This window comes from Pseudomonadales bacterium, from assembly GCA_041395665.1.
In the GTDB taxonomy this organism is placed as follows: Bacteria; Pseudomonadota; Gammaproteobacteria; order Pseudomonadales; family UBA7239; genus UBA7239.
The window spans coordinates 19,423-34,530 of the sequence record JAWLAB010000009.1; the positions used below are offsets into that span (position 1 = coordinate 19,423).

Here is a 15,108-nt window from a genome sequence, read left to right on the forward strand (position 1 = left end):
GTCTCGCAAGTCCGCTATCATCATCCGCCTAGCTGCAAGACGCAGCATCACTTTGCCTATAAAAACAAGTTCCCCATGAGCAAAACAGAAACTACTCGTCTCCTCATCATCAATGACAACGCCAGCGAAGTTGAACGCTTGCTGAGTATGCTGCGCAATTCGGGTCACACCATGCGCTCGCAGCATGTGCCGAGCATCGAGGGCTTAGAAAAATTACTGGGCGACCAAGCGTGGGATTTATTGTTGGCTGTTGATTCAGCTAAATCTTGTGATCCTAAAGCTGCGCTGCGTGCTATCAAAAAATTAGACAAAGATATTCCTGCTATTTTTCTTACCGAAACCGATCCCGATGAATTGGCCATTGCACTAATTGACGGCTTAAAAGCGGGCGCGCGCGATGTGGTGATTTTGGACGACGACCAACACTTATTGATGGTGATGGCGCGCGAATTGGGGAACTTACAAGAACGCCGTGAACGCCGCGCCGCCGACAGAAAATTATTAGCCTCCGAAAAACGCTGCCAGCAATTGCTTGATAGTTCGCGTGATGCGATTGCCTATGTCGAAGACGGCATGTTCCTCTATGCCAACCAAAGTTTTGCAGAACGATTTGGCTACAAAGAAACGGACGACATCATTGTGATGCCTGTTGTCGATATCATTGCCGATTCAGATCAAGAGAAATACAAAAGCTTCATGAAAGCTTTTAAGTTTAGCGAAAACGACAATCAAGATTTGTCTTTAACTGGTACGCGCCATGATGGCAGCAGCTTCAATATTGATATTGCTGTTTCACACGCTATTTTTGAAAACGATCCCTGCACACAACTACTGGTTTCCGCACAGATTGGCTTAGACAGCGCCGCTGTTGCTGCAGAAATCAAAAAAGCCAGCAACCTTGATGCGCTCACCGGCCTTTACAACCGCCTCTACATAAATAACTTACTGAGCCAAGCGGTGCACGATGCATCCGAAAAAGATAAGTTCAGTTCACTGCACATTATCAGTATCGATCTATACGACGAAATGCGCTCTACCCTCGGAGCATCTGCACGCGACGCAGCAACAAAAGATCTGGCCAACTTTATTAAAAATACATTAGGTAGCAACGGCACCCTCGGTAGGGTTGCCGACGGTGAATTTGCTTGGGTTGTTAGTGGTATTGATGAAGAGCAGCAGACACAACAAGCACGAGACCTCTGTCAAAAAATAGCCAGTCATATCTGCCAGGCAGGTGGAAAAACAACGCAAGTCACTGTCAGCATAGGAATCTGTCCTATTACCGAAAAAACCACCAGCTCAGATCAAGTGCTGGACCGCGCGCACAATGCCTGTGAAGAAGTTATAAAAGCAGGAAAAAATGGTACAGGTAATGGAGCGCATTACTTTATTGCCTCGTTGAATGACACCTACGAGCAAGATGATTCACTCATCACAGAAGTGATTGAAAACACTTTACGCAAAGATGGGTTCACCTTGAGGTATCAACCCTTTATCAGTTTACAGGGCGACTCCACAGAGCACTATGAAGCGCTGCTGCATATGGCTCCTGATGACAAAGGACAAACCGTTGACAACAAGGAAATATTCAGAGTCCTTGCGCATAACAACGAGCTAGGTAAAAAGATAGATCGCTGGACCATAATCAACGCAGCGAAAGCTCTCGCCGCACACCACAATGCTGGCCATGACACGAGTCTATTGCTCAACATTAGTGCAGCAACTTTACGCGATGAAGGCTTTCCAGGGTGGCTAAAAGTCGCCTTAGAAACGGCCAACATTCCAGCCAAAGCAATCATATTGCAGTTCTCTGAAACGGATGCTGCAAACTACCTCACCCATGCAAAAACTTTCTGCAATGCGATGAGCGATCTTAATATTCGATGCAGCATCAAACATTTCGGTTGCTCTCTCGATCCATTTAAAACACTAAGTCATTTAGATGTGGAATTAGTCAAGATTGACGGCTCTTTTGCCACTGACATTCAACATAAAAATGAAAAAGTGGATCCACTGAAAGAATTGATAGCACATCTAAATGAAGCAAGAAAAACATCCATTGTTCCCTATGTAGAACAAGCGTCCCTAATGGCGACACTGTGGCAATCAGGCGCACATTTCATACAGGGAAATTATATACAAGCGCCTAAAGAGAAAATGGAGTTTGCATTTGAGGAATAATAAACATATTCCTCAAATGTATTTTACTCATTACAACTAACGCCCAGTAATATTTCCTAATACCGTGCGCCAGTTCCAAGTTTCTTTCAGATAGCTGTCACGCACTTCGGCGATATCCACATCATAAACGCCAGGCTCGAGATCCTTGATGATCTCAATCGCCTTAATGGAGCTAGTCGGCTGACCGCGTTTTTCTGCCTTGCGCAATTTGTCAGAAAAATCTTCAAACAAATCTAGAATCACTGGCTCCTTGAGTTTGTTCTTATCCTTATCAATCACAATAGCGACTTTGGGTTTTAAGCGCCGTGCAAAAGTTTGTTCAACCACTACAGCCACTTCACCGGTATTTAATTCGATCAGTGTACCCGTTGGATAAATACCCAAAGCCTGTATGAACTGCACCACCAATTCCTCTTGGAATTCGATATTGCGCATGTCATACAGTTTTGCCATCGCTTTTGATGGAGCCAGCGGGTATTTACTATTACGCGGGTTAGTCACAGCGTCATACACCGTAACAATACCTGCTACTTTTGCTAGAAACGGAATTTTGTCACCCAATAAACCTTGCGGATAGCCAGAGCCATCAAAGCGTTCACAGTGATTGCGCACCACATGAATAATTTCAGCGGGCACGCCGGGAGTAGCTCGCAGTGTTTCTACGCTGTAATCAATAAATTTTTTATATTCCGCTTGTTGCTCGGCTGTGTGTTCAGATTCCTGAATCGTCAACAGCTCCTTAGGCAGTTTTACTTTACCGATGTCTTTCAGTAAGCAAGCAGACACCAAGACATTCATTTCTTTTTTATCAAGGCCAATGTGTCGCCCAAAAACACCGGCCCACACCGCTGATCGCACAACATGGCCATAAGTAAATTCATCTTTATCACGAATACGCGATAGCCATGAAAAAGCATCGGGGTTGCGCACCACAGAATCCACAACTTGGCTTGCCAGTTGCGTGGTTTTTTTTACTTCAATGGTTCCGCCTTGCGTAAGGCCACTCATCACCTCATTGATGTTTGCCTTAATGTCACCGTGCAGTTTTTCTGCCGCCACATTTTCTTTTTTTAATGCGACAGGATCACTGTAAAAGTTGTGTCGTAATTTAAGCGGCGCAGCGGTAATTTGTTGGCGCTGTCTCTCAGCTCCTGCTTTACCGTCTGCTGAGTCTCCTTTTTTCTCTATCGATGCATGCTTCACTGCAACCGGCTGTTTGCCTCGCTGGACATCGATATGCACATATTTGCAGTACAGCCGAAGTTGATCTATTTCATCCGGCTGACGAATAAAAAAACCTTGCAGCGGAAATGGCGTCTGCGACCAAGGTCTGTCCAACCCCGACACATACATACCAATGATCAGCTCATTGACATCGACTTTGACCTGTTTAATACCTGACACGCTGCACTCCCTCAGGTAGGTTGCCCGTTCTTTTATTTGTTGGCTTCAATTTACCGTTTTTCAAGGGCAGTGCAAAGACTCTAATACCAGTAAATATTTATTTTTATTGGGAAAATTCGTGCACCGCGTCAATAAAACAACCAGCGTGCTCGGGAGGCACATCCGGTGTTATTCCGTGACCAAGATTAAACACATGCCCTGAGTGTGCACCAAAACTCTCCAAGATACGCTTTACCTCAGTGCGAATAGCCTGCGGGGATGCACGCAGGATGGCGGGATCCATATTGCCTTGCAACGCGACTTTATCACCCACGCGTTGCCGCGCTTTACCAATATCCACCGTCCAGTCCAACCCCAAGGCATCGCAACCGGATGCAGCCATAGCCTCCAACCACTGCCCACCACCTTTGGTAAACAGAATCACTGGCACAGCTCTCCCTTCTCGCTGGCGCTGCAACTGACTCACCACGCGCGTCATATACGCCAATGAAAACTCTTCGTAAGCCGCATGGCTCAACGCGCCGCCCCAAGTGTCAAAAATCTGCACCGCCTGCGCACCCGCCTCTATTTGCGCATTGAGATAGACAGCCACCGAATCTGCCAGCACGGTCAATAATTGATGCAGCATAGCCGGTGTGTCATACAACATTCTTTTGGCGTGCTGAAATTCACGACTGGAGCCACCTTCAATCATGTAAGTCGCCAAAGTCCACGGGCTGCCAGAAAAGCCGATTAAAGGCACTGCACCGTTCAATTCGCGGCGAATCAATTTCACGGCATCCGTCACATAAGGTAAATCTTTTTCGGGATTGATAACCGCGAGCTGATTGATATCAGCTTCTGTGCGAATAGTTTTACGGAAACGCGGGCCTTCACCTTCTTCAAAATATAAACCCAAGCCCATTGCATCGGGAATGGTGAGAATGTCTGAAAATAAAATTGCCGCGTCGAGCGCGTAGCGGCGCAATGGCTGCAAAGTGACTTCACACGCCAATTCTGTATTCATGCACAGTTTGAGAAAATCACCCGCTTGGGTGCGCGTTGCACGATACTCAGGAAGATAGCGCCCAGCCTGCCGCATCATCCATACGGGCGTCATATCAACCGATTGACGCATCAAGGCACGAAGAAAGCGGTCATTTTTCAACTCAGTCATAAAAAATCTCAACACCGTGTTTCACAAAAAATAAAGGCCGCAACAGCGGCCTTTGGTTATGGCAAATTTTGCTGGATCAACGGGGCAGTATAGAGGAACCCATCAGGAATGCATCTACTTCGCGTGCGCATTGACGACCTTCACGAATCGCCCACACCACCAACGATTGACCACGGCGCATATCGCCCGCAGCAAATACTTTATCGATGGAAGTACGATAGCAGCCTTCTCCATCCGTGCTGGCTTTCACATTACCGCGCGCATCTTTTTCTACACCAAAAGCATCCAGCACATTCGCAACGGGCGAGACAAAACCCATCGCCAATAAAATCAAATCCGCTTTGATTTCAAATTCAGAGTTGGGCACTTCTTCCAATTTTCCTTCTTTGAACTCAACGCGGCAGGCGATAATTTTTTCCACTTTGCCGTTGCTGCCTTCAAAACGCTTGGTAGACACAGACCAATCGCGCTCACAACCTTCATCGTGCGAAGAAGAAGTGCGCAATTTCAGCGGCCAGTAAGGCCATACCAACGGTTTGTTTTCTTGCTCAGGCGGGCGAGGCATTACTTCCAACTGCGTCACACTCAATGCACCGTGACGATTCGATGTACCGACACAGTCAGAACCGGTATCACCGCCACCAATAACTACTACATGCTTGCCAGTTGCCAAAATTTGTTGCGGTAATTTATCACCAGCATCCACTTTATTTTGTTGCGGCAGAAATTCCATCGCAAAATGAATGCCCTGCAACTCACGGCCTGGCGCAAGTAAATCGCGGGGCATTTCTGCACCACCCGCCATCACCACCGCATCAAAATCTTTCTGCAATTGCGCGGGAGAAATAATTTCCTTGGCGTCATTGCCCACAACACTGGGAAAATCTTTGCCAATCAACACGCCCGTACGGAATGTCACTCCTTCCGCTTTCATTTGTTCAAGGCGACGATCAAGCACGGTTTTTTCCAATTTAAAGCCAGGAATGCCGTAACGCATCAAACCGCCGATGCGATCATTTTTTTCAAAAACAGTCACCGTGTGACCTGCTCGCGCTAACTGTTGTGCAGCAGCTAAACCAGCAGGGCCAGAACCAACAACAGCCACTTTTTTACCCGTTTTATTGGCGGCAGGCTGTGGTGTAACCCAAGAATTTTCCCAACCTTTTTCTGCAATAAAACGCTCAATCGATTTAATGCCGACAGGGTCGCGATTAACATTCAGTGTGCACGCTGCTTCACAGGGCGCAGGGCAAATACGACCGGTAAACTCAGGAAAGTTATTGGTGGAGTGCAGCGTATTGAGTGCTTGCTGATAGTTGCCCTTGTAAACCAAATCATTCCAATCAGGAATAATGTTATTCACAGGGCAACCCGTTGTGCAAAATGGTGTACCACAATCCATGCAACGCGCTGCCTGAATCGTGGCTTTCTCATTCGCCATAGGAATAACAAATTCTTTGTAATGTTTGACCCGCTCCGACACTTCAGCGTATTCATCTTTTTGGCGATCAAACTCTATAAAACCCGTAATCTTTCCCATTACACAACCCCTATTTCTATATCAGGTTTGCCGTACAACCATTAAGCAGAAACGCCTGCCTGTTTTTTGTCTGCCATAGCCGCTGCGTTGATTTCACGCAGTGCACGACGATATTCATCAGGAAATACCTTAACGAACAGCGCGCGATTTCTATCCCAATCATTCAGAATTTCTTTTGCACGCTCGCTGCCAGTAAAATTGGCGTGACGCTCAATCAAGCTTTTTAATAACACTTCGTCTTCAATACCTTCGCCACCACGCAGCTCGCTATGCCACAGTGTGCGATCCACTTGTTTATCTTGCTCAGCAACCGTTAATACGGACTCCAGCTTCACCATATCCATGTTGCACTTGCTAGCAAAATTGCCTGCAGGGTCATACACATACGCGATACCACCCGACATACCCGCTGCAAAGTTGCGTCCGGTATCGCCCAACACAACTACAGTGCCGCCTGTCATGTACTCACAGCCGTGATCGCCCACGCCTTCAACAACCGTTGCCGCGCCAGAATTGCGCACTGCAAAACGCTCACCCGCCACACCACAGAAGTACGCTTCACCGGCAATCGCACCGTAAAGCACAGTGTTGCCAATGATCATATTTTCTGCGGTCACACCACGGAAATCTTTGCTTGGACGAACAATAATGCGGCCACCAGACAAACCTTTGCCTACATAATCATTGCCTTCACCGACCAAATCCAGCGTGATGCCATGCGCTAAAAATGCTGCTGCCGATTGCCCCGCCGTACCATTTAATTCGATATGAATAGTGTCACTCGGCAAGCCATCATGGCCATAACGCTTGACCACTTCGTTCGACAACATTGTGCCGACAGTGCGGTTCAAATTTTTCACGGGAGAAACAAAAGAAACTTTTGTACCTTTTTCCAACGCAGCAGCAGATTTTGCAATCAAGTCATTATCCAGTGCTTTATCAAGACCGTGATCTTGATCTTCCACATGATAAAGAGCTGCGCCGTTAGACTCAGGCTGGTGCAGCAATTTACTGAAATCCAAACCTTTTGCTTTCCAGTGTGTAATCGCTTTGGATTTATCCAAGAGATCGACACGACCGATCAATTCATCAAAAGTGCGTACGCCGAGCTGCGCCATAATTTGACGCGCCTCTTCTGCAACGAAGAAGAAATAATTCACCACATGCTCTGGTTTGCCTGCAAATTTTGCACGCAACACTGGATCTTGCGTAGCAACTCCCACCGAGCAAGTATTCAAGTGGCACTTACGCAACATGATGCAACCTTCAACCACCAACGGCGCAGTGGCAAAACCAACTTCATCAGCGCCTAACAATGCAGCAATTACCACATCGCGACCTGTTTTCATCTGACCATCAGCCTGCACACGAATACGGCTGCGCAAACCGTTGAGCACTAAAGTTTGTTGCGTTTCCGACAAACCCAATTCCCACGGTGCACCGGCATACTTCACAGACGATAGCGGTGAAGCACCCGTACCGCCGTCGTGACCCGCAATCACCAAGTGGTCAGATTTTGCTTTTGCAACGCCTGCCGCAACTGTTCCCACACCTACTTCCGCTACTAATTTTACAGAAATAGATGCACGAGGATTTGCATTTTTTAAATCGTGGATCAATTGCGCGAGATCTTCGATGGAATAAATATCATGATGCGGCGGTGGCGAAATCAACCCCACACCCGGTACAGAAAAGCGCAACTGCGCGATATAGTCTGTTACTTTTCCACCGGGCAATTGACCACCTTCACCCGGCTTCGCACCTTGCGCCATTTTGATTTGAATTTGATCCGCAGAATTCAAATATTCTGCCGTCACACCAAAACGACCCGCAGCAACCTGCTTGATACGCGAGCGCAACGAATCACCCGCTTGCAACGGAATATCCACAACAATGCGATCGCTGCCGATGACAGATGCAATGGTGTCGCCATCTTGGATCGCAACGCCCGCTTGTTCTTGACGATAACGCTTAGGATCTTCGCCGCCTTCACCCGTATTCGATTTGCCACCGATACGATTCATGGCAACAGCCAGCGTGGTATGCGCTTCACTGCTGATCGAACCCAGTGACATCGCACCTGAAGCAAATCGTTTGACGATTTCTTTCGCTGGCTCTACTTCTTCCAAAGAAATTGGCTGCGCTTTATCAAAGCGGAATTCGAACAATCCGCGCAGCGTCATGTGGCGCTGGCTCTGATCGTTAATGATTTGCGCGTACTCTTTATAAGTGTTGTAGCTATTGGTTTTGGTGGAATGCTGCAATTTTGCAATCGCATCCGGCGTCCACATGTGCTCTTCACCGCGCACACGGAAAGCGTACTCACCACCGGCATCCAACATATTGACCAATATTTGATCGCGCCCAAAAGCCTGTTGATGCAGACGCACCGCTTCCTCGGCAATTTCAAACAAACCGATACCTTCTACATTGGAAGGTGTTCCTGTGAAATATTTATCGACCAGCGCGCGATTCAAACCAATCGCTTCAAAAATTTGCGCGCCGCAATAAGACATATAAGTGGAGATGCCCATTTTCGACATCACTTTCATCAAGCCTTTACTGATCGCTTTTTTGAAGTTGTAAACCACTTTATCTGCTGAAAATTCTTTCGGCTGTTTGCTCGCCATGTCGAGCAAAGTCTCAATAGCGAGATACGGATGAACCGCTTCTGCGCCGTATCCGCCCAACAAAGCAAAGTGATGCACTTCTTTTGCTGAACCAGTTTCTACCACTAAGCCTGTTGCCGTACGCAAACCGCTTTTCACTAAATGCTGGTGAATAGCCGAAGTCGCCAACAATGCAGGAATAGCCACATGATCCGCATCTATTTTGCGATCGGAAACAATCAGAATGTTGTAACCATCTCGAATTGCATCAACCGCTTTTGCACACAAAGAGGCCAAACGCGCTTCAACCCCTTCTTTTCCCCATGCAACGGGATAACAAATGTTGAGTTCGAACGATTTAAAGTTTCCACCTGTCAACGAATCAATATTGCGAATGCGCTGCATATCAGCCACATCCAACACCGGCTGTGACACTTCCAAGCGCAATGGCGGATTAATGTTATTGGTATCCAGCAAATTCGGTTTAGGACCGATAAAGGACACCAGCGACATCACCATGGCTTCGCGGATTGGATCAATCGGCGGATTAGTAACTTGCGCAAACAATTGTCTGAAATAGTTATAGAGCGGTTTCAACTTGTTGGACATAACTGCCAAAGGTGAATCATTACCCATGGAGCCAGTGGCTTCTTCACCATTCGCCGCCATCGCCGACAAAATAGTTTTGATATCTTCTTGCGTGTAACCAAAAGCCTGTTGTTTATCCAATAAGCTGACAGCAGACACCTCTACTGGTGCAGCTTCAACTTCTTTCAGTTTTTCTAATTTCACACGAACCGAGTTCACCCATGCTTTATAAGGCTTGGCGTTCGCGTAAGTGTCTTTTAGTTCTTTGTCACCAATGATGCGGCCTTCTTCTAAATCAATCAGGAACATTTTCCCTGGCTGCAAGCGCCATTTCTTATTGATCTTGGCATCAGGAATAGGCAACACACCCGATTCAGATGCCATAACCACCAAATCATCATCCGTCACTAAGAAACGCGCTGGACGCAAACCGTTTCTATCCAAAGTGCCGCCGATGTAACGACCATCGGTGAACGCCAATGCAGCAGGGCCGTCCCACGGTTCCATCATTGCCGCGTGATATTCATAAAACGCGCGACGGTTTTCATCCATCAGGGCGTGGTTTTCCCACGCTTCCGGCACCATCATCATCATGGCTTGCGCGATGGGATAGCCAGACATCACCAACAATTCCAGTGCATTGTCAAAGCACGCGGTATCCGACTGACCTTCATAAATCAGTGGGAATAATTTTTTCAAATCATCGCCCAGCACTGAGGATTTCATCACGCCTTCGCGCGCGCGCATCCAGTTAAAATTACCTTTTACGGTATTGATTTCACCATTGTGGGCGATCATGCGATACGGATGCGCCAACGGCCATTCGGGGAAGGTATTGGTGGAGAAGCGCTGATGCACCAAAGCCAACGCCGAAACACAGCGTGGATCTTGCAAGTCTTTGTAGTAAACGCCAACTTGATTCGCTAACAGAAGGCCTTTGTACACCACGGTGCGCGCTGACATCGACGGCACGAAAAACTCTTTGCCGTGAATCAATTTCAGCGATTGAATGGCATGACCAGATGATTTACGAATGACATACAGTTTGCGCTCCAGCGCATCCGTCACCAATATATCTTGACTGTGGCCGATAAAAATTTGACGAATCACGGGCTCCTTTGCGCGCACCGTTGGCGACATAGGCATCGCCAGATCAACCGGCACATCGCGCCATCCCAAAATGATTTGCCCTTCATTGCGCACTGCCCGCTCGATTTCTTGCTCACAAGCAATGCGCGAAGCCGGCTCTTTAGGCAGAAACACCATACCCACGCCGTATTCGCCAGCAGGTGGCAAATCCACGCCTTGTTTCGCCATTTCCTCACGATAAAACTGATCAGGAATCTGAATCAGAATACCTGCACCATCACCCATCAACGGGTCTGAACCAACCGCGCCGCGATGCTCAAGGTTTTCTAAAATCTGTAACCCCTGCTCAACAATGGCATGGCTTTTCTGGCCTTTTATGTGAGCGACAAACCCGATACCGCAGGCATCGTGTTCATTGGACGGGTCGTATAAGCCGCGCACAGGCATAGGTTGTCTCCACTATTAAATAGGGTGATTAGAAATCCAATCAGGGATAAAAAAACGGGGGAGCGATTCTACCGAAAAAGCTGTTCGCTTGTGAAGAAAAAAATGGAGGGATTTCGCTCTATTGAGAAAACACTTCACCTTGCCGGCGAACCCACGGCTTAAGCTCTTTGGTTACCACCGCTGGCAAGTGAGCTTGGGCATTGAGCGCTTCCTGTTTTGTCGCATAGGAACCGTAGATCAAAATAAACCACGGCTTACCTTCCTTCTTTGTTTTATGGATTGCATTGGGGGTCGAGGATGGTAGGTTGGCTTGAACGCGCTTAACTCCAGCCTCACTGTATGCTGCCACTAGCTGCACGGTGAAGCGCTCAGGCGAAGCTGTCCATTTCGTAGTACGAGGCTTTGCTGCAATCTTTTCAACAGGAGTGGTTTTTTTGTTTATTGCATCAGGCTTTTGCACTACCGGCTTCGTAGTGGCTAGCGTCATCTTTTGATGTTTTGGCGGCGATGCCAATTTTGTCGCTTGCTCGGCTGTAGCGCTGGCTTTCTCCCTCTGATCAGTAGCAACCTCCTGCGTCTGCGTGGATACAGGTGTCATTGGCGCGGGAGTAGTCACCACAGTTGTTGCCGGCACTACTGCTTGCGGCGACGCAGCAGGCAAAGCCTCCGGCGCACTTGAACTTGTTGTGACTGACTGGGCAGCATTACCTGAAGAAGCTGCAACAACTTCTGCTGGCTTGGATTCACTGACCACAGTTGCCGATGGTGTATCTGGAGCGCTTCGAGTAGCCAACCACAACACAACACTCAAACAAGCAATAGCAATAGTGAGAAGAGGCCAAGTAAATTTTCTTTTCTGCTGTATCCGTGAGGAGCCCGAGTAACCACGACGATTTTCTATTATCAATGTTTCGTCGCCAGAAACAGACTCATCAAAGAAATCATCGGATTCATCCATATAAATTCGATCGAGATCAGGAATAGTTTGATCTAAAAAAGACGGCTCTTTTCTGGATGAAAAATCGCTCAAAATAGCCCCTTACTTAGTAACGCGACAAGCATCAATCGCATGCTTAATCAGATCAACCGACACAGAATCTTTAATCACTGCCTTGCCAATTGACTCCAACAAAATGAGTCGCAACTTTCCATCCAGTATTTTTTTATCATGCTGCATAAACTCGATAAAAGTATCGGATATCATCTCGCTCGGCGTGTGTATAGGTAGCCCCAAGCGTAATAACAACGCACAAATAGCGTTTTTCTCTTCACAGCTGAGCATACCCAACATCACAGACAGCTCTGCTGCAATAACAGAGCCAATAGCCACTGCTTCTCCATGCAAAAAACCGGTGTAGTTTTGCCATGCTTCAATGGCATGCCCAAAGGTATGGCCAAAATTGAGCAACGCGCGCACACCTGATTCTTTTTCATCTATCGCAACAATATTTGCTTTGTTTGCACATGAACATTCAATCGCATGAATCAAAGTAGCTGGGTCTCTTTGTATCAATAAATCAGCATTTTGCTCCAACCACTGATAAAAACTTTTATCGTTAATTAAGCCGTACTTAACCACTTCAGCCAGTCCAGATCGATATTCACGCTCTGGCAATGTGTTTAAGGTCTCCACATCAATCAATACACAAGCAGGCTGATGAAATGCACCAATCATGTTTTTACCCAACGGGTGATTAACGCCTGTCTTCCCGCCAACAGAAGAATCCACCTGCGCCAAGAGCGTCGTAGGGATTTGGACAAAAGAAACGCCCCTTTGATAGCACGCAGCAGCAAAGCCCGTCATATCTCCAATGACACCACCACCCAGCGCAATCAATGTTGTGGTTCTGCTGTGCTTATCTCGGATCAGCGCATCAAAAATAGTATTGATGGTCTCAATATTTTTATATTTTTCCCCATCCGGTAAAACAACAATACTGTAGCTCAATCCAGAAAATAGTTGCTGAACACGCTCCAAATACAGCGGGGCAACACGATCATTCGTCACAATAAGAATTTGCTTGGCCGTAAGATGCGGAAGCAAATAAGACGCATCCCGAAGTAAGTTGCATCCAATATAAATAGGATAGGATCTCTCGCCTAAATCAACAGAAAGCGTTTTCACGAAATGCACCACAATGGGCAAATGGGCTACAAATTATAATGCAAGCGGTAAAGGCGGATAACTTCGCGTACCACATACTTCATAGGTTTGGATGTGGTTTGTACAACGCAGTTGGCCACTTCCATATACAGCGGCTCTCGTTCTTCTAATATTTTGCCAAGAACTTCTCGAGGATTTCCTGTTTGCAACAAGGGGCGCTTTTTGTCGCGACCAATTCTATGCACAAGCTGTTGTAGGTCTGCCTTGAGATAGATGCAATAACCCGTATCTTTAATCATTTGGCGATTGGCTGCAGATAAGACGATACCACCGCCCGTGGCAACCAACTGACCTGATTGCAAGGCAATATCTTCTAGCGCGCGTGATTCTCGCAGTCGAAATCCTGCCTCCCCTTCAACATCGAAAATCCAAGGAATATCAGCACCGGCACGCAGTTCTATTTCTCTGTCGACATCGATAAAACGAAGATGCAAAGCTTCTGCTAACGCCTTGCCTACTGTAGTCTTGCCGACCCCCATAGGGCCGACAAGATACAGATTGGATGGGGAAGAGCTACTACTTACTGGTTCTGCTGCATTACTGGAGCTTTCACCGTACTGACTATCATCTTCTACCATTAACGCTTATCAGCGAGTGGATCCTGTAGCAGACGAGGTGTTACAAAGATCAACAGCTCAGTCTTACTATCGCTCTTCGAAGTGTTGCGGAAGAATCGGCCAACCATTGGTAAGTCACCTAAGAATGGAATTTTCTTCACTTCATCCACTGTTTCGTTCTCAAAGATTCCACCCAAAACAACTGTTTCGCCATTATTCACCAGCACTCGTGTTGTCAATTCTGTTGTAGCAATAACTGGTATGCCCGCAACAAAACTTTCAATGCTGTCTTTATTGATAATCAAATCCATGATGATGCGATCGTCCGGTGTGATTTGAGGTGTCACTTCCAGCTTCAATACTGCTTCTTTAAACGAAGTGGTTGAAGCGCCGCTTGAAGATGCCTCCTGATAACCAATTTCCTGACCACTCTTAATCACCGCTTTTTGTTTGTCGCCAGTGATAACTTTAGGCTGAGAAACCACTTCGCCTTTGCCTGTCTTTTCCAAAGCAGATAATTCAACCGCCAGCCAGCCATCATTACCTAAGAAGCCGATAGAGAATGAGCCTGGGTCGCCTTCTTCTGGCTTAGCACGCATATCCACCACCATAGAATCCGCACCCGTAGGCGTACTGATGATATCCAAATCAGTAGGTTTAATGTACGAGCCGCTCTTATCGCCTCTGTTTCTAAAAATAGCGTTATTTCCACTCAGTACATTATTAATGGATCCATTAATAAATGTGTCCTTTGCACTCAGATCCATACCCCACATCACACCCAAGTCTTCACGGAACCCAGAGGTTGCTTTTACGATTCTGGCTTCAATGGATACTTGACGCACAGGAATATCAATGCGCTTGATGTACTCTCGAATCTGCTGGATTTTATCTTCGGTATCATGGACTGTAATGGAGTTGGTTCTCTCATCTAAAGTGGCGGAGCCACGGGATGACAGCAAGCTCTCGGAATCAGAACTATTACTACCACCAGCTTTTGAAAAATGCTTGTACAGGTCTTTGGCATCAGCATACAAAATTTGTAGGAATTCCGTGCGAATAGGTGCAAGTTCCTTCATTTGTTTTCTTGCTTCTATCTCTTCGCGTTCGCGTGTGGCAATTTCAGCCGCGGGCGCAACCATCAAAACATTGCCCACTTGACGCTTATCCAAGCCTTTGGTTTTCAGCACCAAATCCAACGCTTGATCCCAAGGCACATTATCCAATCGCAGTGTGATTTTTCCATCAACGGTATCGCTGGCCACCAAATTCAACTCGGTAAAGTCAGCAATTAACTGTAAAACGGCTCGCACAGGAATATCTTGGAAGTTCAATGAAAGTTTTTGACCAACATAGCTGAACTTTTGCGATCT

Annotated in this window: 9 protein-coding genes; 1 reads left to right on the forward strand and 8 read right to left on the reverse strand. The window is 46.9% G+C overall.

What is annotated here, in order from left to right:
• Window positions 1-75: 75 nt before the first annotated feature.
• Entirely contained in the window at window positions 76-2,181 is a 2,106-nt protein-coding gene (locus R3E63_10410; protein ID MEZ5540335.1) for an EAL domain-containing protein, read from the forward strand.
• A 36-nt stretch (window positions 2,182-2,217) separates the two neighbouring features.
• Here R3E63_10410 and R3E63_10415 read toward each other — a convergent pair whose 3' ends face one another.
• The 8 genes from R3E63_10415 to pilQ all read right to left on the reverse strand — a co-directional run bounded on the left by R3E63_10415 (window position 2,218) and on the right by pilQ (window position 15,069).
• Complete coding sequence (locus tag R3E63_10415; protein ID MEZ5540336.1) at window positions 2,218-3,585, reverse strand: DUF3391 domain-containing protein; 1,368 nt, start codon at window positions 3,583-3,585, stop codon at window positions 2,218-2,220.
• Window positions 3,586-3,688: 103 nt separating this feature from the next.
• Window positions 3,689-4,741: a uroporphyrinogen decarboxylase gene (gene hemE, locus R3E63_10420; GenBank protein ID MEZ5540337.1), complete on the reverse strand. Its 1,053-nt coding sequence runs from the start codon at window positions 4,739-4,741 to the stop codon at window positions 3,689-3,691.
• 76 nt (window positions 4,742-4,817) lie between these two features.
• Window positions 4,818-6,281: a glutamate synthase subunit beta gene (locus tag R3E63_10425; protein ID MEZ5540338.1), complete on the reverse strand. Its 1,464-nt coding sequence runs from the start codon at window positions 6,279-6,281 to the stop codon at window positions 4,818-4,820.
• Between the two features lie 41 nt (window positions 6,282-6,322).
• Window positions 6,323-11,014 carry a glutamate synthase-related protein gene (locus R3E63_10430; GenBank protein ID MEZ5540339.1) on the reverse strand — a complete coding sequence of 1,564 codons (4,692 nt, stop codon included), beginning with the start codon at window positions 11,012-11,014 and terminating at the stop codon, window positions 6,323-6,325.
• Window positions 11,015-11,132: 118 nt separating this feature from the next.
• Window positions 11,133-12,044, reverse strand: a complete 912-nt coding sequence (locus R3E63_10435) for an SPOR domain-containing protein (GenBank protein MEZ5540340.1) — start codon at window positions 12,042-12,044, stop codon at window positions 11,133-11,135.
• Between the two features lie 9 nt (window positions 12,045-12,053).
• Window positions 12,054-13,139, reverse strand: coding sequence for a 3-dehydroquinate synthase (gene aroB, locus R3E63_10440; protein MEZ5540341.1), 1,086 nt, complete (start codon window positions 13,137-13,139; stop codon window positions 12,054-12,056).
• Between the two features lie 26 nt (window positions 13,140-13,165).
• Entirely contained in the window at window positions 13,166-13,756 is a 591-nt protein-coding gene (locus R3E63_10445) for a shikimate kinase (GenBank protein ID MEZ5540342.1), read from the reverse strand.
• The gene (gene pilQ / locus R3E63_10450; GenBank protein ID MEZ5540343.1) at window positions 13,756-15,069 is read right to left on the reverse strand and encodes a type IV pilus secretin PilQ; all 1,314 of its coding nucleotides are present in this window, start codon (window positions 15,067-15,069) and stop codon (window positions 13,756-13,758) included. Before pilQ ends, R3E63_10445 begins: the two co-directional genes overlap by 1 nt.
• Between the last annotated feature and the right edge of the window lie 39 nt (window positions 15,070-15,108).

Bases quoted from the DNA above. Each gene is read 5' to 3' on its own strand.
- hemE (MEZ5540337.1), bottom strand. From the start codon at position 4,741: ATGACTGAGTTGAAAAATGACCGCTTTCTTCGTGCCTTGATGCGTCAA.
- R3E63_10445 (MEZ5540342.1), bottom strand. From the start codon at position 13,756: ATGGTAGAAGATGATAGTCAGTACGGTGAAAGCTCCAGTAATGCAGCA.
- R3E63_10430 (MEZ5540339.1), bottom strand. From the start codon at position 11,014: ATGCCTGTGCGCGGCTTATACGACCCGTCCAATGAACACGATGCCTGC.
- R3E63_10410 (MEZ5540335.1), top strand. From the start codon at position 76: ATGAGCAAAACAGAAACTACTCGTCTCCTCATCATCAATGACAACGCC.
- R3E63_10425 (MEZ5540338.1), bottom strand. From the start codon at position 6,281: ATGGGAAAGATTACGGGTTTTATAGAGTTTGATCGCCAAAAAGATGAA.